The sequence below is a fragment of the Aeromonas rivuli genome (genome assembly GCF_020149575.1).
GTDB lineage: Bacteria > Pseudomonadota > Gammaproteobacteria > Enterobacterales > Aeromonadaceae > Aeromonas > Aeromonas rivuli.
In genome coordinates, this window is the sequence record NZ_CP079742.1 from 382,085 (window position 1) to 401,172 (window position 19,088).

The window sequence follows — 19,088 nt, forward strand, 5'->3', positions numbered from 1 at the left end:
ACCTTGCTGAATGGGGTCATGACCCCTGGCCACGGGCTGACAGGGCGCGGGTCTGCGTGATTCATGGGGTGACCAAGCGGTAACCCTGACCGTGCAGGGTTTCCAGCATGGGGCTGGGGAAGGGCTTGTCGAGGGCGTTGCGCAGGGCGTAGATGTGGCTGCGCAGGGCATCGGAATCGGGCTCCTCATCCCCCCAGACGTTGTCGATCAGCTCCTGGCGGCTCACCAGCGCAGGCGCGCGACGCACCAGGTGGGTGAGGATCTGGAACGGGATCTTGCCGAGTCTCAGCGTCACGCCGGCCCGGGTGGCGAGGCCGTTGGCGGGATCCACCTTGAGGTCGCCGAAGCTGAGCTGTCCCACATCGACTCGGGCACCCCGCAGCGCCAGCGCCTGAAGCCGAACTTCCAGCTCCTCCATGGCAAACGGCTTGACCAGATAGTCATCGCCGCCCGCTCGAAAGCCGGCCAGCTTGTCATCCAGGCTGTCACGGGCGGTGAGGAACAATACCGGGGTGGCGTTGCCATCGGCCCGCAGTCGCTCGACCGTGCTCAGCCCATCGAGGCGCGGCATCATCACATCCATGATGATGACGTCGAAGCGTTGCTCGGCCAGCAGTTGCAGGGCGGCCTGGCCGTGATAGACACAGTCCATGCTGTGCCCCGCCAGCGCCAGATAATCCATGATGGTTTCTGCCACCTGGGGATTGTCTTCCACCACCAATATTTTCATGGGTTGATCTCCTGATCTTGACCGATATTTCACGGCCATTTCACACCGGATAAGACATCCTGTATGGCAGTGTAACCCCGAGGATCCCCGATGAAGAAGTCTCTCTGCGCTCTCCTGCTGCTGATCTTGTTGCCACTTGGCACTGCACAGTCGGCCGAGTTCAAGCTGACCGGTCGTACTACCTGGCAACTGGGCCAGTTGATGGTCAATGGCATCCCCTTCGTGCTCGATGGGCAGGCCCGTTTCAAGGATGGGCTGAGCGAGGATGATCTGGGGGGGACCTGGGTTGACTTGGAGGGGGTGGTACAGGGGGAGCAGAGGTTGATCCGCGAGGTGGAAGCCCTGGAGGAGACCGACGAGATGGAGTTGGAAGGGCCGGTCACACAAGGGCGGATCTGGGGCTACATCACCTCGGATGGCAGTCTGACGCCGTTTGAAGGGCGTTGGCTGGAGCTGGAGTGTCGCTTCGATGGCCAGCGTCTGAGCCAGTGTCGCGAAGATGACTGAGGCCAGAGGGGTGGCCGTGCCAAGTCATCCATCCTCAACGGCAGGATCCGGCGCCAGGAACCATAGTTAGCAGACCCTGCTCCGTCATCGAGGTGGCCATGCCCTCTCTTTTTTCCACGCTCCTGCCCATCATCCGCCCAGTCATGGGCTTGCTGCTATCACTCCCTCTCGTGTATCAGACCGCCTGCGCCGATGAACTCTGGCTGGTCGAGCTGGAACGACAAGATGGGATCACTCTGCAGTTTCAAGGGGCCGAGCTGGAACTGGGCAGTGCGGATATGGGAGAGATGGATTTGGAACGGCTTAGACCAGGCGCTCGTCTGGCTATCCTGAGCCGGGATGGCATCGCCTTGCAGATCCGCCCCAGATCCTCATGGCACGCCAACGAGCAGGGTCATTGGCAGCGGGCAGAGGCCAACCTGCTGGCCGTGGCCGGTCACCGCCTGACCCTGCAGGCGTTGGGCACTGTCGAGATATTGCCTCAGACCCGTTGGCGCAACGGCGGGCCCGGGGATCTGCAACAGGGTCGCTGTCTGGTGTTGAGTCGGGATGCCGAAGGGCGGCTGCTCGAGATATTGATCCCCAATCCGGAGGATGACTAAGGCGCTAGCGCCACGGGTGGCGCTAGCTTGTTGCCTATTGGAAGTGAATGTTCTCGAGAGGAATCTGGATCGCGTTCCATGAGGTGGCGCAGGGGGTTGGGCTTGGGTAGGTAAACTCGAACAGTTTCTGTTTCTCTTTGTTTATTCCCTGGATGACAACTCGGGTTCTGTCATCGGCGGCTGCGTAGTTGATCAGAAAGTCCCCTTGGTCAGATAGCTGGTCCTGATAGATACTCGAGCAGATATCCGAATAAATACCATCGTCAAAACTCCAAATCATCTGGCCAGTTTTGTTCTGACTATCAATATCGAAGATGGCTGTCTGGCTGGTTGCGAGGTCGATGCCAGCAGGGGTGCCAGAGGGATGATTGAAACTCTTCAGCCCGTTGTTGAACAGCATCAATTTCCCTTCTTTGGTGATAGATACAGCATGCTGCCCTATAGGCACTTGCCCTGAGGAGAGTGACAAGGCCAACTTTTGTAGAGAAGGGTAGGAGTACCAGTGTTTAGTTTCATCTCCCAGTAACCAGATGATTTTCCCTGTGTTGTAATCCAGTTTTACCACGAAGTTTTCACGGCTGGAGACCAGCAAGGTGTCATCGGCTGGATCATAAGTGGCTGCGTTCATATGGAACCAATCCACCCCGTTTCTGACAAAGTTGCTGGGGTCATCCCCCTCCTGCACCATATATTCAGAAAATATCTTGCCGAGATCCCACTCTTTAATCACATTGCCTGACTCGTCTATTTCACTTAAGAATGACTCTATTTTTAATACCCCGTCGGTAGTGCCGTCCAGTTCAATTAGCACCCCATTCTTGCCTGGATCTATATTGTGATGAAAATAAGAATCGCTACCCATCCTTGTGCCACTGACATTCAAAAAACCAGTTTTCCCATATAGAGACAGAGTATCGATAGCGGTAGCCGCCCCCTTAAAATTCCCTGTCCAAAAAGTATTGTTGATGAAAATTGATGGGTTGGAATTCCTTTTTATACCTGCATCCCAGCGTACTTCACCATCTATATCCATAATAATGGGGGTCTTGAGCTGCCCTTTCAGATAAAAATAACTGTAACTCGGTGTGGCGGTTGGCTTGATGCTGATGCTAACGTTGTCGTAAATACCCGCACTATCTACATAGGTGGCCGCGGGGATCGCCTTCGGAAATGAGTAGATGCTGTCATCGATATACTGAATGTCTATCGTGAGCTCATTCAGATAGTCACTGTAGAGGCCAAATATCGGAACTTGCACGCTGTTATTTGTAGCATTGAATAGTCCATTGTTGGATAGATAGCTCCAATCATATGTGGCAGAGACGGGCTTGGCAAAATTGCCATTTTTTGTTTTTATATGGAAGGAGATGTTTTTTATCTTGCCAGTATCCAGTCCATTCATATTTAATGCCGAAATAAACACTGATGTATGCTGGTCATCTTCAATAACCTGTGTCGCGGGATCATAAATAAATTGCTCGGCCAGAGTCTTGCTGTCATTGCTACTGTCGCATCCATATAAACCGAAGCAGCACATGCCAAGAATAAGTGTCTTTTTGTGGTTCATAATAAACATCATCCCTATGTTAATGAACAAGGTTCATTGTAGTGAAAAAATCATGGTTGAGTTAAAAGATAGGCCGTATATACTGGCGCACATCTTGTCGGAGTGCCGACCGTCGAACGACGCGAAGCTGAGACCGTTAATTCGGGATCCGTGGAACCTGATCAGGCTAGAACCTGCGAAGGGAAACAAGGGTAACCAGTGGGTTGCCGCGCGGGGAGAGGGACAAGCCTCTCCCGCTCATCGAAGGGTCAATCCGCGATGAGTCAGGGCGCACAAGAGGGAGTCTGTCCCGTCCAGCCTGTCCATCGCGGCGTCACACGGCCCGCCCGAACAGGGGGGATCCAGACAGCAGAGCCGGGAGGCACAGCTCCCGGGCTCGCTCCCTCTTGAAGCACATCTCACCCACAGGTTCATCACTTCTCCTCGAACTCCAGACAAGCAAACACCCATAACTTCAACCAGTTAATGTGAGTTTTGCTATGTCTACCCCCATCCAGTCCGCACCAGAAGCAGAGTCCGTTTCAGAAAACGCCGTATCTGAACAGATCAAGCCAGCCGTCGCCAGCCGTCGTCAGCAACGCGCCAGCGCCCAGCGCTTTATCGATAACTTGAAGGGCATGGCCCACCCCAACTCCAGACGCATCTTCATCCAGGGCTCGCGCCCAGACATTCAGGTGGGGCTGCGGGAGATCGCCCTGGCCGATACCTTCATCGGTGGCAGCGAGGAGCACCCCAAGTTCGAAGCCAATGAATCCGTGCCGGTCTATGACACCTCGGGTGCCTATGGTGACGAGCTGGCCGAGATCGACGTGCGCCGCGGTCTGCCGCGTCTGCGTGAACAGTGGATCCTGGAGCGGGGCGACACCGAATCCCTGGAGGGGCTGAGTTCCCACTTCACCCAGGAGCGCCTCGCCGACGAGGGGCTGGATCACCTGCGCTTCGATAATTTGCCCAAGGCGCGCCGCGCCAAGGCTGGCAAGTGGGTCAGCCAGCTGCACTATGCCCGCCAGGGCATTATCACCCCGGAGATGGAGTTCATCGCCATTCGCGAGAACATGGGTCGTGAGCGGGTGCGCTCCGAGCTGCTGCTGACCCAGCATCCCGGCCAGGGCTTCGGCGCCCGCCTGCCGGAAAACATCACCCCGGAATTCGTGCGCGCCGAGGTGGCCGCCGGCCGCGCCATCATCCCAAGCAACATCAACCACCCGGAGGCCGAGCCGATGATCATCGGCCGCAACTTCCTGGTGAAGATCAACGCCAACATCGGCAACTCGGCGGTCACCTCCAGCATCGAGGAGGAGGTGGAGAAGCTGGTCTGGTCCACCCGCTGGGGCGCCGACACCGTCATGGATCTCTCCACCGGCCGCTACATCCACGAGACCCGCGAGTGGATACTGCGCAACAGCCCGGTGCCCATCGGCACAGTGCCCATCTATCAGGCCCTGGAGAAGACCAACGGCATCGCCGAGGATCTCACCTGGGAGTTGTTCCGCGACACCCTGCTCGAACAAGCCGAGCAGGGGGTGGATTACTTCACTATCCACGCCGGTGTCTTGCTGCGCTACGTGCCCATGACCGCCAAGCGCCTCACCGGCATCGTCTCCCGTGGCGGCAGCATCATGGCCAAATGGTGCCTCTCCCACCACAAGGAGAGCTTCCTCTATGAGCATTTCCGCGAGATCTGCGAGATCTGCGCCGCCTATGACGTGGCGCTTTCCTTAGGCGACGGCCTGCGTCCGGGCTCAATCTATGATGCCAACGACGAGGCGCAGTTCGCCGAGCTGCGCACCCTGGGGGAGCTCACCAAGATCGCCTGGGAGTACGATGTGCAGGTGATGATCGAGGGGCCGGGTCACGTGCCCATGCACATGATCGAGCGCAACATGACCGAGCAGCTGGAGCACTGCCACGAGGCGCCCTTCTATACCCTGGGCCCGCTCACCACCGATATCGCCCCCGGCTACGATCACTTCACCTCCGGCATAGGTGCCGCCATGATCGGCTGGTACGGCTGCGCCATGCTCTGCTACGTCACCCCCAAGGAGCATCTGGGGCTGCCAAACAAGGAGGACGTCAAACAGGGCCTCATCACCTACAAGATTGCCGCCCACGCAGCGGATCTCGCCAAGGGTCACCCGGGCGCCCAGATCCGCGACAACGCCATGTCCAAGGCGCGCTTCGAGTTCCGCTGGGAGGATCAGTTCAACCTGGCGCTGGATCCCGAGACAGCCCGTGCCTATCACGACGAGACCCTGCCCCAGGAGTCCGGCAAGGTGGCGCACTTCTGTTCCATGTGCGGCCCCAAGTTCTGCTCCATGAAGATCACCCAGGACGTGCGCGACTACGCCGCCAGACTCGATGCCGCCAAGCTGGAGACCATAGAGGTGAAGCTGGTGGACATGAATGGCCAGCAGCAGCGGGTGCAGGCCGAGGTGGAGAGCGGCATGGCCAAGATGGCGGAAACGTTCAAGGAGAAGGGGGGCGAAATTTACCATCAAGCCGCCAACCTCAAGGAAGAGGCATGAAGCCAATGGCGCCACAACCGGCAGCCAAACCCATCGTCTGGACCATAGCCGGTTCGGATTCCGGGGGCGGCGCCGGCATCCAGGCCGATCTGCACACCTTGCACGCCCTCGGCGTGCACGGCTGCTCCGTCATCTCCGCCATCACGGCCCAAAATTCGGTGGCGGTGAAGATGGTGGATCCCGTGCTGATGCAGAGCTTCTGCGCCCAGATCGACGCCCTCGGCGTCGACTTGCCCCCGGCCGCCATCAAGATCGGCCTGCTGCCGACCCGGCTCCATGTGGAGGTGCTGGCCCGGCGGCTCGATACGATAAGCGCCCCCTTCGTGATCTATGACCCGGTCGCCATCGCCAGCAGCGGCACCCCCATGGCGGAGCCCAACATGCTGGTGGCGGTGCGCGAACAGCTGCTGCCCCGCCTCTCCCTCATCACCCCCAACGGCCCCGAGCTCGAGGCATTGACCTCCATTCCGGCGACCAGTCCGGCGCTGGTGCGGGCGGGAGCGGCCCGGCTGCGGGAACTCGGCGCCCGCGCCGTGCTGGTCAAGGGGGGGCACCTTGGGTGGAGCGGGGATCACTGCCTCGATTACTACCAGGATGCAGAGCGGGAGTTCTGGCTCGCGGCGCCGCGGCTCGACACCCGCCACGGTCACGGCACCGGCTGCTGTTATGCCAGCGCCATCGCCGCCGTCTATGCGTTGGACTACCCCATTGAAGACGCCATCACCCTGGCCCGCGCTTATTTGCAGCAGGGGCTGGCAGGGGCGCAGGGGGTGGGGGTCGGCCCCGGCCCCATAGCCCACCTCGGCTGGCCAGCGGATCTTGCCCACTTCCCCCGGGCAGTGCTGGCGGGATCAACGCTGGATCGCCGCTTCGATCTCTATCCCGTCTGCGCGGCCCGCCTGCCGCAAGGCCCCTTTGCCGAGACCGAACATAGTCTCGGCCTCTATCCTGTGGTGGATTCGGTGCAGTGGCTGGAGCGGCTGCTGGAAGCCGGGGTCAAGACACTGCAACTGCGCATCAAGGATCTGCCCGCCGAAGAGGTGATGCCCGCCATTGCGGCGGCGGTGGCCCTGGGTCGCCGCTTCGGGGCCCGGCTCTTTATCAACGATTACTGGCAGCAGGCCATCGCCGCCGGTGCCTACGGCGTGCATCTGGGGCAGGAGGACATGGGATCAGCGGATCTCGCCGCCATCCAGGCCGCCGGCCTGCGCCTCGGCATCTCCACCCACGGCTACTTCGAGCTGATGCGGGCCCGAGAGCTGGCGCCCTCCTACATAGCCCTGGGTCATATCTTCCCCACCAACACCAAACAGATGCCGTCCCGCCCCCAGGGGCTGGTGCGGCTGCACCACTACCGCGCCCTGATGCAGGACTGGCCCACGGTCGCCATCGGCGGCATTAGCGAGGAGCGCATAGCGGCGGTGCAGGCGAGCGGGGTGGGCAGCATCGCCCTGGTCTCCGCCATCACAGGGAGCGACGACTGGCAGGGGGCCACGGCCCGTCTGCTGGCCGCCGTGGGGGCCGGGGATCCGGCGCGCTCCGCCATAGTGGCGCAGGAGGTGGCACATGCGCTCTGACGAGGCGTCTCTTCGTGACGAAGAGTATCTGCGCTATGGCCGCCAGCTGATGCTGGCCGAGATAGGGGAAGCCGGGCAGGTGAGGCTGAAAGCCAAGTCGGTGCTGATCGTCGGTCTGGGTGGCCTCGGCTCGCCGCTTGCCCTCTATCTCGCCGGGGCCGGGGTCGGCACCTTGTGGCTGGCCGACGGCGACGTGGTGGATTCCAGCAACCTGCCGCGTCAGATCCTGTTCGATGGGGAGGGGCTGCGCCGCTCCAAGGCGGAGCTGGCCCGGGAGCGGTTGGCGGCCCACAACCCCCATGTGGAGCTGATCGCCATCAATCAGCACCTCGATGCACTGAGCCTGCCGGAGTTTGTGGCCGAGGTGGATCTGGTGGTGGATTGCTGCGACAACCTCGCCAGCCGCCATGCCATCAACGCCGCCTGCGTGGCCCAGGGCAAACCCTGGATCTCCGCCGCCGCCGTCGGCTGGCAAGGGCAACTGATGGTGCGCAGCGCCCCCGAACATGCCTGCTACGCCTGTCTCTACCCGGCGGACACCGAAATCAGGGAGAGCTGCCAGAGCAGCGGCGTCACCGGCCCCCTGGTGGGGGTGATGGGCTCCTTGCAGGCGCTGGAGGCGCTCAAACTGCTGCTCGGGCGCCCCAGCCCGGTGGCGGGCACCCTGCGCCGCTTCGATGCCCTGACCCACGAGTGGCAGACCCTGCGCCTGCCCCCCGATCCAGCCTGCCCGGTGTGTGGCAGCCATAAGGATGACCAATGAATATTCGATTGAACGATATCGAGCTGACGCTGCCCACAGGCCAGCGCCTGACCGAGCTGCTGGCGGTGCAGGAGATTGCCCCCCAGGGGGTGGCGGTGGCCCTCAATGGCGCCGTGCTGCCCCGCAGCCGCTGGCCAGAGACCCGCCTCAAGGACGGGGACGAGATCCACCTTTTCACTGCCATCGCCGGAGGCTGAGATGCTGACCATTGCCAATCACACCTTCTCATCCCGCCTCTTTACCGGCACCGGCAAGTTTGCCCACCCCGAGCTGATGGCCGCAGCCATCGCGGCGAGCGGCTCCCAGCTGGTGACCATGGCCATCAAGCGACTGGAGCCCGGCAAGCGCCACGACGACATCCTCACTCCGCTGCTGGCCCTCGGGGTCAAGCTGCTGCCCAACACCTCGGGGGCCAAGACGGCCGCCGAGGCGGTGTTTGCCGCCCACCTGGCCCGGGAGGCGCTGGGGACGAACTGGCTCAAGCTCGAGATCCACCCCGATCCCAAGTACCTGCTGCCCGACCCCATAGAGACCCTCAAGGCCGCCGAACAGCTGGTGAAAGAGGGCTTCGTGGTGCTGCCCTACTGCGGGGCCGATCCCGTGCTCTGCAAGCGACTGGAAGAGGTGGGCTGCGCCGCCGTCATGCCGCTCGGCGCCCCCATCGGCTCCAATCAGGGGCTGGTGACCCGGGAATTCCTCTCCATCATCATCGAGCAGGCCCGGGTGCCCGTGGTGGTGGATGCGGGGATAGGTGCCCCCAGCCACGCGGCAGCGGCCTTCGAGCTGGGCGCCGATGCGGTGCTGGTCAACACGGCGATTGCCGTGAGCGGCGATCCGGTCGCCATGGGCCGCGCCTTCGCGCTGGCCTGCGAGGCCGGTCGCAGCGCCTATGAGGCGGGCCTCGGGGCGCGCGGCAGCCAGGCCCAGGCCTCCAGCCCCCTGACCGATTTCCTGGGGGCGTTATGAATCATGATGCTGGCTTAGGGCGAGAGCCAATGGCAATGCCCTCTTTCGACGCGTCCCCCGATTCTGCCGCACTGTGCCCCCCTCTCCCTCTGGGAGAGGGGCTGGGGGTGAGGGCGTCGGGGGTGAGGGCGCATGAAGCAGAACCCTCCTTTCTCGACCGCTGGCGCGAGCTGGAGTGGGACGACGTAGGCATGCAGATCCGCGCCAAGACGGCCCGGGACGTGGAGCGGGCGCTGGCCAACCCACGGCGCGGCCTGGATGACTTTATGGCGCTGATCTCCCCGGCCGCCGAACCCTTCCTGCCCCGGATGGCGGAGCTGGCAGAAAGTCTCACTCGCCAGCGTTTCGGCAACACAGTCGGCTTCTATGTGCCCCTCTATCTGTCGAACCTGTGCGCCAACGATTGCAGCTATTGCGGCTTCTCCATGAGCAACCGCTTGAAGCGCAAGACCCTGAATGCAGAGGAAATTGAGCGCGAGTGTCTGGCCCTCAAGGCGCGCGGCTTCGACAGCGTGCTGCTGGTGACCGGCGAGCATGAGACCAAGGTGGGCATGGACTACTTTCGTGAGCACCTGCCGCGGATCCGCCGCCACTTCAGCACCCTGGCGATGGAGGTGCAGCCCCTGTCGCAGGCCGAGTACGCCGAGCTGAAAACCTTGGGGCTGGATGCCGTCATGGTCTATCAGGAGACCTATCACGCCCCGGCCTACGCCCGCCATCACCTGCGCGGCAACAAGCAGGACATCGAGTGGCGCCTCGCCACCCCTGACCGGCTGGGGCGCGCCGGCATCGACAAGATTGGCCTGGGCGCGCTGATCGGCCTGTCGCCGGACTGGCGCGCCGACAGCTACTTCGTCGCCGAGCATCTGGCCTGGATGGAACGTCACCACTGGCAGAGCCGCTATTCCCTCTCCTTCCCGCGGCTGCGCCCCTGCACCGGCGGCCTGGAGCCCGAGGTGACCATGTCGGACAGGCAACTGGTGCAGTTGATCTGCGCCTGGCGCCTCTTCTCGCCGACTCTGGAGTTGTCGCTCTCCACCCGGGAGTCGCCTGCGTTTCGCAACGGCGCCCTGCGCCTTGGCATTACCCAGATGTCGGCGGAATCCCGCACCCAGCCCGGCGGTTATGCAGAAGGAGACAAGGAGGAGCTGGAGCAATTTGCCATCCACGACGACAGATCCTTAGGGGAGGTGGCCGCCGCCGTGAGGCAGGCAGGGTTGCAGCCGGTGTTTAAGGACTGGGAGGCATTTTTGGGCCGATAGGGGCGGCCAGGCCCCCCTTTTTGCCGGTGGCATCCCGCATCCCGGCGTCCAGCCAGACTCCGGGCCTGTGGCAAGTCTGATGGCACGGCGCTGCCGTGCAATTGTAGGGTCGATTAGCCGGTAGGCGTAATCGTCCGTTCCGTGATGTTTGGGGAGTTGGGCCGAACTCCGCTGCGGCGGTTAGCCTGATGGCACGGCTTTGCCGTGCAGAACGCGAGGCCGCTGGCCTCGAAGGGGTTTCGCCCGCCCTTCGGGCTTGGGCGAGTGACTTTGGAAAGACCCAAAGTCACCAAAGGTCTTCTCCCCCGCCAATCCGACCGCTGCGCGGTTGCCCTCGGGTCAGGCGCAAGGTCGGACGGACCGCCGCAGACGGCACATCCCTGTGCCGGCTGCGGCTGCGCCATCATCCCTGATGGCGCTCCTGACCTTGCCCCTTCCCCTCGGCGGACTGGAGGGGGAACCAAAACCATGCCCACCATAACCTCAGGGGGTAGTCGTAGGGTGCAATAAGCGGAGCGCATTGCACCGCTAATGAAGGGCCTTGCTACGGCTAACGGTGCAATTCACGTTGTTCATTGCACCCCATGTTTTGCTTCGTTTGAACCACATTTAACAACATGGTTGATTGTGGGCTGGGTAATACATGGCGAATTACAAACGGGCATGGCAACCGGGGGGAACCTGGTTTTTTACTGTCGTGCTGGCTGAACGTCAGAACAACCATCTACTGGTCGAACGGATTGATCTGTTGAGGAAGGTTGTCAGGGAGGTGCAAGAGAGCCATCCATTCCGGATCCATGGCTGGGTGGTCTTGCCCGAGCATTTACACGCCTTGTTGGAATTGCCGCAAGGGGATACCAATTTTCCCCTGCGCTGGCGCCAAATAAAGGGCAAGTTTTCAAGAGCCATCCCCAACACAGAGGGGCGTTCTGAATCACGCTGGAATCGTGGTGAGCGGGGTATTTGGCAGCGGCGTTATTGGGAGCATTTGATCCGCGATCAGGAAGATTTCAATCATCACCTCGATTACATACATATCAATCCTGTCAAACATGGATTGGTAACAGCCCCGAAAGATTGGCCCTATTCCACCTTCCATCGCTGGGTTCAGCAGGGCAGGTATCCCTTGTCATGGGGAGATACCGCCACGCCAGAATATGAAATACCACGCGACAATACATAAGCGGTATCAGCGTAGGGTGCAATAAGCGGAGCGCATTGCACCATTTTCGGTACCTTGGGTGTATTGAGGTGCAATTCACTTCGTTCATTGCACCCTACGGCCCTATTCCACCTTCCATCGCTGGGTTCAGCAGGGCAGGTATCCCTTATCATGGGGAGATACCGCCATGCCAGAATATGAAATACCACGCGACAATACATAAGCGGTATCAACGTAGGGTGCAATAAGCGGAGCGCATTGCACCATTTTCGGTACCTTGGGTGTATTGAGGTGCAATTCACTTCGTTCATTGCACCCTATGGCACTTCCTGCTTGATGGTTTCTATGGGGCAACGGCTTCCAGCGCGGCTATCTCCCCGCCACCAATCAACTGCAAATTCTGGCTGATCCGCTCCACCGGCCAGTCCCACCAGGCGAGATTGTTGAGGCGGGCTATGGTGTCGTCGTCGAAGCGGTAGCGGATCAGCTTGGCGGGGTTGCCGCCGACCACGGCGTAGTCGGGAACGTCAGTGGTGACCACGGAGCGGGCGGCGATGATGGCGCCGTTGCCGACCTTGACGCCCGGCATGATCAGCGCCTCATAGCCAATCCAGACATCGTTGCCGATCACGGTATCCCCTTTGTAGGGCAGGCTGCCCGGTGCGGGGGCGGCGCTCTCCCAGCCGTTGCCGAAGATAAAGAAGGGGTAGGTGGAGAAGCCGGAGCTCTGGTGGTTGGCGCCGTTCATGATGAACTTGACCCCGCGGGCGATGGCGCAGAACTTGCCGATGATCAGCTTGTCGCCGATGAAGGGGAAGTGGTAGAGGACGTTGCGCTCAAAACCTGCGGAGTCTTCCGGGTCGTCGTAGTAGCTGTAGTCACCCACCTCGATATTGGGCCCCTTGATGGTGTTCTTGATAAAGCACAGCTGGGGGAAGCCGGTCATGGGGTGCGGGTTGGCGGGATTGGGGCCGTGCATGGGGCGCTCCTCTGGATTGTGGATTTTGAACACCCTAACGGAACCTTGTGGCCCAGTGCCATCTTTTTGTACGCCCCGGTTCGCCAGCCTTTGTCGCCCCCGGCCCATGGGCCCATCGACCCGAAGCCACTTTTTCTCTAGCATGAGCTGATGCGGGGCGCGGGCTCCGTCACACGGATTTTTGACGGAGAAGAGATGATGAAGATGCGTCCCCTGTTGCTGCTGAGTGCTGTGCTGTTGGGCGGTTGTGCGGTCAATCCCTATGGCGGCACTCCGGCGCCGGTCACTGAGCCGAGCCAGCCGGTGAGTCAGCCGGACAAGCCGGTGCCCGAACCCGAAGCGGTCAAGCCTGCCCCCAAACCCGTGGCGCCGACCGGTCTGGCGCTGGCCATGGCGGATGCCTTCTTGAAAGCCCCCGAGGTGCAGGGGCTGAGCCAGGGTGGCAGTCCTATGCTGCTGCTGATGGCGCCCCAGAACGGCACCGGTGAGCCCTTCAGCACCCAGCCCATGGCGGTGGCCATGATCCAGCGGATCCAGTCCCACGGCGGTTTCAGCTTCGCCGACCCCGGTCAGGTTTCCGCCATCACCAGCCAGCTCGAGTATCAGCAGGGGGGGATGAATCCGGCCTCCCTGGTGCGGCTGGGTCGTCAGACCGGGGCCGGTTACATGCTGTACGGGGATCTGGTCTCCGAGGGGAGTCGCTATCGACTCACCATGAGCCTGATGGACTTGCACAGCGGCGAGTTGCTCTGGAACGAGAGCCGCGCCGCCAACCGCTGAACCATGAGTTATCTGGCCCTATGTGGTCATCGACGGGGCAGTGTCTGCTGCCCGCCTTATTCTGATGACCTCATCGGGCCTCGCCGCTACTCCCCCTCTCCGTACTGCCTTTCCACTCATACCCAATTCCTCATGGGGGCAGTGTCTGCTGCCCGCCCTATTCTGATGACCTCATCGGGCCCCGCCGCTACTTCCCCTCTCCGTACTGCCTTTTCCACTCATACCCAATTCCTCATGGGGGCACTTGCTGCCCGCCATATTCTGATGGCCTCATCGGGCCTCGCCGCTAGTCCTCCTCTCTATGTTGCCGCTCTTCCCATGGCCCAATGACTTCCTCCTGGGGCAGTCGCGGCGGGTATTGCCCCTCCCATGCCTACTGATCGCAGGCCATAAAAACGCGGCCATAGTGCCAGGGGCAGGGCCGCGAAGGGTGGTTTCATGACGCCGCCGGGGCGGCTGTGCCTAGCCGAGCAAGCCGGAGATCCCTTGTCCTGCCATCAAGACACCGGTGGCCAGTACGGCAAACCAGATCAGGGTGGCCGCGACCAGGGTGTAGCCAAGGGCGACGAACAGACCGTCACGCTGCAACATGCCGGTACAGAGCAGCAAGATGGCCCAGGCAGGCAGGGTATTGGTGAGGGGGATGGCGCCAAAGGGCATCATCAGCAAGAGGGCGGCCAGCATGATCATCAGGCCGTTGCCCCTATTGATACTGCTGCTGGCGGTCAGCATCAGCAGGCGGGGGCGCACGAACTTGTCGAGCCGGGCCAGCAGATCGGCGCCCTTGTGCAGGGTTGTTTTGAGCTGCTGGGTGGCAAAGCTGCGTGCCATCAGTCTGGCGGGTAGCCAGGGCACCCGGTTGAGTGTGATGCCGATACCGATAAAGAGGATCAGCAGGCCGAACACGCTGCTGATACCGGGAATGCTGACTGGCAGCAGGAAGGGCACCGTCAGCAGCAGGCAGAACAGCAGCATGCCCTGTTCCCCCACCAGACCGAGCAGCTCCCGCAGGCTGATCTGACCCTCACCCATGGCCTGGGCTGTGCTGCGCAGGGTCTGGGAAAGCAGGACGTCAGGATCCTTGAGCTCGATGGCAACCATGTTTGTGTCCTTGAAAAAGTATGGGGCCGCATTGTCGGGGCCCGGGCGCGCCACAGCATACGGGGGCAGGGTGAATCGCCGATGAATAGGGCGTCGGAGCCGCGCTGGGCCAAGGAGAGTGTCACTCGCTGAATAATTAAAATAGGAAGAAGGGTTCCGTTGGAGGATGTTGTTGGTGGCTTATTTCATGTTTCTGTCATCTGGCAACGTCAGGATGGCGACCTCGCTTTCAAGGATAACATCATGAACAAGAAGCCATTTATTCTCTGCGTGAGCCTGGCTCAGGCCCTGCTATTCTCCCAGTCGGCCCAGGCCCTCAACATAGTGATCAGCAATGATGATGGCTGGCAGACCAACAACATCCAGACCCTGCAGCAAGATCTTGTGGCGGCCGGTCATCAGGTGATCATCTCGGCCCCCTGTACCGAGCAGAGCGGCAAGGGCGGGGCGGTCAATATCTTCAAACCGGTGCCGGTCGATGAGAGCAAGGCGGCAGAGAATATCTACTGCGTGGGGGAGACGGACAGCAGCAAGTCCTTTGCCGACTACTCGGAAGGCACCCCTGTCATGGCGGCGCTCTATGGCATTCAGGTCGCGGCCCAGGCCCAGTGGCAGAAGAAGCCGGACTTGCTCATCTCCGGCCCCAACGTTGGCAACAACCTGGGGGCCATGAACGAGAACTCGGGCACTATCGGGGCGGCCATTCTGGCCCTGACTCAGGAGGTGCCGGCCATCGCGGTCAGTGCCCATCAGAACTCGGGCACGGACGCCAGTCAGGGTCACAAGATAGCCGCCGTGGTGGTCGACATAGTGCGCCAGCTTGAGGCGACCCGTCCGGCGGGCCAGCCGCTGCTGCCACCTTATATGGGGCTCAATATCAATCTGCCCGAGGAGATAGATAGCAACCTCGGCTACAAGTTCACCGACATCGGCTGGAACGGCGGCGGCATGACCTGGGCCTTTGCCAGCGATCTGGATCAGAATCCGCAAGTGGTGGATGTGTTGACGCAGAAGGCGGCCGAGGCCACGGGTCAACCGGCGGCCGTGGTGCGTCCCCTGGTCAAGCAAGGGCTCAAGGGCAAACAGGCGGTGACCATAGCCCCAGGGGATAATCAGGATCAGGATGAACAGTCGGAAGGGGTGGCGGTGAAGCAGGGTTACATCACCATCAGTACCTTCGATGGCATCATTCAGGCCTCCAGCGCCAAGGTGCAGTTGACCCGGCAGCGCCTGTTCGGTCTGGCTCAGGAGTGAACCCATGAACAAGTTACTGTTCTGCATGCCGTTTATCCTGCTGTTGGCTGGCTGTCAGCAAAATGAGAGCCAGGCCCCCGCCCTCTCCTGGACGCAATACAAGGGCAGCACCCAGGATGAGGCGGGGCGTGCCACCCTGTTTGAGCTGAGCCAGGACAGTCAGGGCCGGCAGTTGCTGACCCGCTGGGATGAGCGGGACAACCAGCAAAGCTATGCCCCGGATGAACGGGAGAGCGCCGAACTCAGCTTCGCTCAGGGAGAGTACCAGTGCCGGGCGGGGCAGGAGCGTGTCGATTGCCGCTCACCCCAGGGGGAATTCACCCTCTATCCCCTGGCGGAGGGCGCCAGCGTGGATCCCCTGCCCTGGGTGGGAGAGTACAGCGCCGTATCAGGGGGGGAGCATTATCGACTGAGCCTCAATGAGCGGGGCGGACTGACCCTGGCCAGTGATCGCTGTCAGAGCACGGGATCCTGGCAGGCGGGGCAGGGGGCAACCAGCGGCCGCTACCAGTTCAGTGAGGATGGCTGTGGCTTCGATGGCCTGAGCGGGCCCCTTGAGCTGGCCACGGAACATGGTCAGCTGATCAGCCTCACCCTGCAGAGCCCGCATGAGGCACTGCCTGTTACCTGGCTCAAAGAGGACGGGCCGAGCGGTGTCACCGGCAGTTAGTCGGGGTCATCTCTCGCGGTATCCGAGTCACAGATAGCAAACAGGGAGCCGAGGCTCCCTGTTTGCTATCGGCTGCGGACAGGATTCAACCATGCCGCTTCACCATAGTGTTCTATCAACCATGTACCTTCATCATACTGCTAACCCTGCACGGGCTCGGCGCTGTGCTCATCATGCAGCCGCGCCTTGTCGGTCTGGCCGAGCAGCTGGCTGGTGATGGTGCCGGCCGTCATGGCGCCATTGACGTTGAGGGCGGTGCGGCCCATGTCGATGAGGGGTTCGACCGAGATCAACAGTGCCACTAGCGTGACCGGCAGCCCCATGGCGGGCAGCACGATCAGGGCGGCGAAGGTGGCGCCGCCGCCGACACCGGCCACGCCAGCGGAGCTGAGGGTGACGATGCCGACCAGGGTGGCTATCCAGACCGGATCCAGGGGATCGATGCCCACGGTCGGGGCCACCATGACCGCCAGCATGGCCGGGTAGAGACCGGCGCAGCCGTTCTGGCCTATGGTGGCGCCAAAGGAGGCGGCGAAGCTGGCGATGGCCTCGGGCACCCCGAGGCGACGGGTCTGGGCTTCCACATTGAGGGGAATGGTGGCGGCACTGGAGCGGCTGCTGAAGGCGAAGCTCAGCACGGGGGCGACCTTGCGCAGGAAGCTAAGGGGATTGACGCCAACCAGGGCGAGCAGCAGGCCATGGACCAGGAACATCAGTCCCAGCCCCAGGTAGGAGGCAAGCACGAAGCTGCCCAGTGTCATCACCTCCTGAGGGTTTGAGCTGGCGACCACCTTGGTCATCAGCGCCATCACGCCGTAGGGGGTGAGGGTCATGATGAGGCGGACCAGCTTCATCACCCAGGCTTGCAGGGTATCGATGGCGGCGAGCACCTTGTCCCCCTTGCCGGCATCCTCCTTCTTCAGCTGCAGGGCGGCCACACCCAGCAGGGCGGCGAAGATCACCACGCTGATGATGGAGGTGGGGTTGGCCCCGGTCAGATCGGCGAAGGGGTTCTTGGGAATAAAGGAGCGCAGCAGCTGCGGCACACCCAGCTCGCTCACTTTGGCAAGGTAGCTGGTCTCAATCACATCGAGTCGGGCACTCTCTTTGACGCCCTGCACCAGGCCCTCGGCGGTCAGGCCGAACAGCTGGGTGACCAGCACGCCGATCAGGGCGGCAATCAGGGTGGTGAACAGCAGGGTGCCTATGGTGAGCAGACTGATGCGCCCCAGGGAGCTGGCGTTGTGCAGCTTGGCCACGGCGCTCAGTATGGAGGCGAACACCAGCGGCATGACAATCATCTGCAACAGTTGCACGTAGCCGTTGCCGACCAGATTGAACCACTCGATGGAGGCGGCGATGACGGGGTGACCGGTGCCATAGCAAAGTTGCAGGGCGAAACCGAACAGTACCCCCATCGACAGGCCGGTCAGGACCTTGCGGGACAGGCTCCAGCTTGGCTTGCTGAGTCTGGCCAGGGCCGTCAGCAGGGCGGCGAACAGCAACACATTGATGATGAGGGGTAGATTCATGGGGCCTCCAGCGGCAGAGTTGGGTCGCTGCGGACGGGGGAGCCCGGATCCGACAGGGCTGCGTATGGTACCAGCGCTCTCGAGAGTGGCTTAGACAGAAATGGAATTTTATAGAAGGATCAGTCTGTTGGATTAATTACTGAGCAAGGTGTCGAGTCCATTGGCCATGACATGGGGGCAAGCAAGACGGGATTGCCTTGCCGGGCTTGCACTTCGCGAGGGGGCGGCCATCACCGCCATCGCGACCAAGGGCCATCCCGTGGCAACAGGGTGGCGCAGCGCCGCCAGCTTGCGTGGCACAGGTCCATGCCAGATAGACAGTGTGGCGTGGCGCACATGTTGGGGGATGCGGCTGGGGCCGCGTCAGCCCGGCAAGCCAAAATTGCGTTATACAGCCTCTGTTTAGGAGTGGGTGAAGCGGGCTCTGATATGCTTTTGGCACAAGCAATGCACATCAGGGAATGGTCATGACGAGAGCAGGAGTGATGGTGGTGGGAATGTTGCTGCCGCTGGGTCAGAGCTGGGGAGAGGAGTCGGCCGCCGATCTGGGCTGGCAGGTGACCCCTTTTCTCGGTTACAGCTCATCGATCGACTTCGAGAAGATGGATGAGCCGGCCCCCATGCCGGTTTCGACCGCCGTTGATTCCCTGCAGGGGGAGAGCTCGGGCAACTGGGGCCTGTTCATCAGCAAAGAGGTCAATGACCCCGGCATGATAGAGCTGCTCTACAGCCATCAGTCGACCCCCATCTCCCCGGATCAGCCGGACAGGCTGACGGTGGACACCCTGCACTTCGCCGGCGCCCTCACCCTCTTCGACAACGTCATGGCGCCCTATATCGGTGCCGGCATCGGGGTGACCCGCTTCGATGCCTATGAGAGCGAGGTGGCGCCCTCCATGTCGTTGGCGCTGGGGGTGCAACCCCGTCTGACCCAGCGACTGGCGCTGCGGGCCGAGGTGCGCGGCTACGGCTCCCTGGTCAATGACGACAGCCAGTTCCTCTGCAATCCCGAGGTCTGTGCCTTCCGGGTACGGGGGGATCTGATCACCCAGTGGCAGGCCAATATCGGCTTGACCCTGAGGTTCTGAGCCCCATGATGGGGCTCCCTTAA

At 61.6% G+C, this 19,088-nt stretch carries 18 protein-coding genes and 1 riboswitch; of the genes, 13 read left to right on the forward strand and 5 right to left on the reverse strand.

All coding sequences use genetic code 11. The annotated features are described in order from the left end of the window. Positions 1–61: 61 nt before the first annotated feature. Entirely contained in the window at positions 62–730 is a 669-nt protein-coding gene (locus KYK33_RS01710) for a response regulator transcription factor (RefSeq protein ID WP_042039968.1), read from the reverse strand. 90 nt (positions 731–820) lie between these two features. Here KYK33_RS01710 and KYK33_RS01715 point away from each other — a divergent pair, with 90 nt between their 5' ends. Together KYK33_RS01715 and KYK33_RS01720 are read left to right on the forward strand one after the other, a co-directional pair. Further along, positions 821–1,237, forward strand: coding sequence for a hypothetical protein (locus tag KYK33_RS01715; protein ID WP_224431850.1), 417 nt, complete (start codon positions 821–823; stop codon positions 1,235–1,237). A 98-nt stretch (positions 1,238–1,335) separates the two neighbouring features. Then, a complete protein-coding gene (locus tag KYK33_RS01720) occupies positions 1,336–1,839 on the forward strand; it encodes a hypothetical protein (protein WP_224431851.1) in 504 nt (167 codons plus the stop codon). 34 nt (positions 1,840–1,873) lie between these two features. On the opposite strand, the gene KYK33_RS01725 is transcribed toward KYK33_RS01720, so the two are convergent. Beyond that, complete coding sequence (locus KYK33_RS01725) at positions 1,874–3,406, reverse strand: aryl-sulfate sulfotransferase (protein WP_224431852.1); 1,533 nt, start codon at positions 3,404–3,406, stop codon at positions 1,874–1,876. Between the two features lie 88 nt (positions 3,407–3,494). Then, positions 3,495–3,608, forward strand: a riboswitch (TPP riboswitch). 277 nt (positions 3,609–3,885) lie between these two features. Here KYK33_RS01725 and thiC point away from each other — a divergent pair. From thiC to KYK33_RS01760, 7 genes are all read left to right on the forward strand, one after another. Then, positions 3,886–5,931 (forward strand): phosphomethylpyrimidine synthase ThiC, encoded by a 2,046-nt coding sequence (thiC, locus tag KYK33_RS01730; protein ID WP_318010408.1) that lies wholly within the window; start codon positions 3,886–3,888, stop codon positions 5,929–5,931. Beyond that, the gene (gene thiE / locus KYK33_RS01735) at positions 5,928–7,508 is read left to right on the forward strand and encodes a thiamine phosphate synthase (RefSeq protein ID WP_224431853.1); all 1,581 of its coding nucleotides are present in this window, start codon (positions 5,928–5,930) and stop codon (positions 7,506–7,508) included. Before thiC ends, thiE begins: the two co-directional genes overlap by 4 nt. After that, positions 7,498–8,271, forward strand: a complete 774-nt coding sequence (locus tag KYK33_RS01740; protein ID WP_224431854.1) for a HesA/MoeB/ThiF family protein — start codon at positions 7,498–7,500, stop codon at positions 8,269–8,271. The genes thiE and KYK33_RS01740 overlap by 11 nt, the downstream gene beginning before the upstream one ends. After that, the gene (gene thiS, locus KYK33_RS01745; protein WP_224431855.1) at positions 8,268–8,468 is read left to right on the forward strand and encodes a sulfur carrier protein ThiS; all 201 of its coding nucleotides are present in this window, start codon (positions 8,268–8,270) and stop codon (positions 8,466–8,468) included. The genes KYK33_RS01740 and thiS overlap by 4 nt, the downstream gene beginning before the upstream one ends. Before the next feature lies 1 nt (position 8,469). Continuing rightward, the gene (locus tag KYK33_RS01750; RefSeq protein ID WP_224431856.1) at positions 8,470–9,237 is read left to right on the forward strand and encodes a thiazole synthase; all 768 of its coding nucleotides are present in this window, start codon (positions 8,470–8,472) and stop codon (positions 9,235–9,237) included. A 35-nt stretch (positions 9,238–9,272) separates the two neighbouring features. Further along, entirely contained in the window at positions 9,273–10,499 is a 1,227-nt protein-coding gene (gene thiH, locus KYK33_RS01755) for a 2-iminoacetate synthase ThiH (protein ID WP_224432922.1), read from the forward strand. A gap of 643 nt (positions 10,500–11,142) precedes the next feature. Then, positions 11,143–11,682 carry an REP-associated tyrosine transposase gene (locus tag KYK33_RS01760; protein WP_224431857.1) on the forward strand — a complete coding sequence of 180 codons (540 nt, stop codon included), beginning with the start codon at positions 11,143–11,145 and terminating at the stop codon, positions 11,680–11,682. Positions 11,683–12,004: 322 nt separating this feature from the next. Here the strand turns inward: KYK33_RS01760 and KYK33_RS01765 are convergent, their stop codons facing one another. Beyond that, a complete protein-coding gene (locus KYK33_RS01765) occupies positions 12,005–12,640 on the reverse strand; it encodes a Vat family streptogramin A O-acetyltransferase (RefSeq protein ID WP_224431858.1) in 636 nt (211 codons plus the stop codon). Positions 12,641–12,838: 198 nt separating this feature from the next. On the opposite strand from KYK33_RS01765, the gene KYK33_RS01770 reads away from it, so the two are divergent. Further along, on the forward strand, positions 12,839–13,420 hold the full coding sequence (locus tag KYK33_RS01770; RefSeq protein WP_224432923.1) for a penicillin-binding protein activator LpoB: 582 nt from the start codon (positions 12,839–12,841) through the stop codon (positions 13,418–13,420). Positions 13,421–13,882: 462 nt separating this feature from the next. Here the strand turns inward: KYK33_RS01770 and KYK33_RS01775 are convergent, their stop codons facing one another. Continuing rightward, positions 13,883–14,521: an exopolysaccharide biosynthesis protein gene (locus KYK33_RS01775; RefSeq protein ID WP_224431859.1), complete on the reverse strand. Its 639-nt coding sequence runs from the start codon at positions 14,519–14,521 to the stop codon at positions 13,883–13,885. 243 nt (positions 14,522–14,764) lie between these two features. Here KYK33_RS01775 and KYK33_RS01780 point away from each other — a divergent pair, with 243 nt between their 5' ends. Both KYK33_RS01780 and KYK33_RS01785 read left to right on the forward strand, forming a co-directional pair. Further along, a complete protein-coding gene (locus tag KYK33_RS01780; protein WP_224431860.1) occupies positions 14,765–15,775 on the forward strand; it encodes a 5'/3'-nucleotidase SurE in 1,011 nt (336 codons plus the stop codon). Positions 15,776–15,779: 4 nt separating this feature from the next. Further along, positions 15,780–16,445, forward strand: a complete 666-nt coding sequence (locus tag KYK33_RS01785) for a hypothetical protein (protein ID WP_224431861.1) — start codon at positions 15,780–15,782, stop codon at positions 16,443–16,445. Positions 16,446–16,585: 140 nt separating this feature from the next. Here KYK33_RS01785 and KYK33_RS01790 read toward each other — a convergent pair whose 3' ends face one another. Beyond that, complete coding sequence (locus KYK33_RS01790; protein WP_224431862.1) at positions 16,586–17,977, reverse strand: L-cystine transporter; 1,392 nt, start codon at positions 17,975–17,977, stop codon at positions 16,586–16,588. A 467-nt stretch (positions 17,978–18,444) separates the two neighbouring features. On the opposite strand from KYK33_RS01790, the gene KYK33_RS01795 reads away from it, so the two are divergent. Beyond that, positions 18,445–19,065, forward strand: a complete 621-nt coding sequence (locus KYK33_RS01795; protein ID WP_224431863.1) for an outer membrane beta-barrel protein — start codon at positions 18,445–18,447, stop codon at positions 19,063–19,065. Positions 19,066–19,088: the final 23 nt, after the last annotated feature.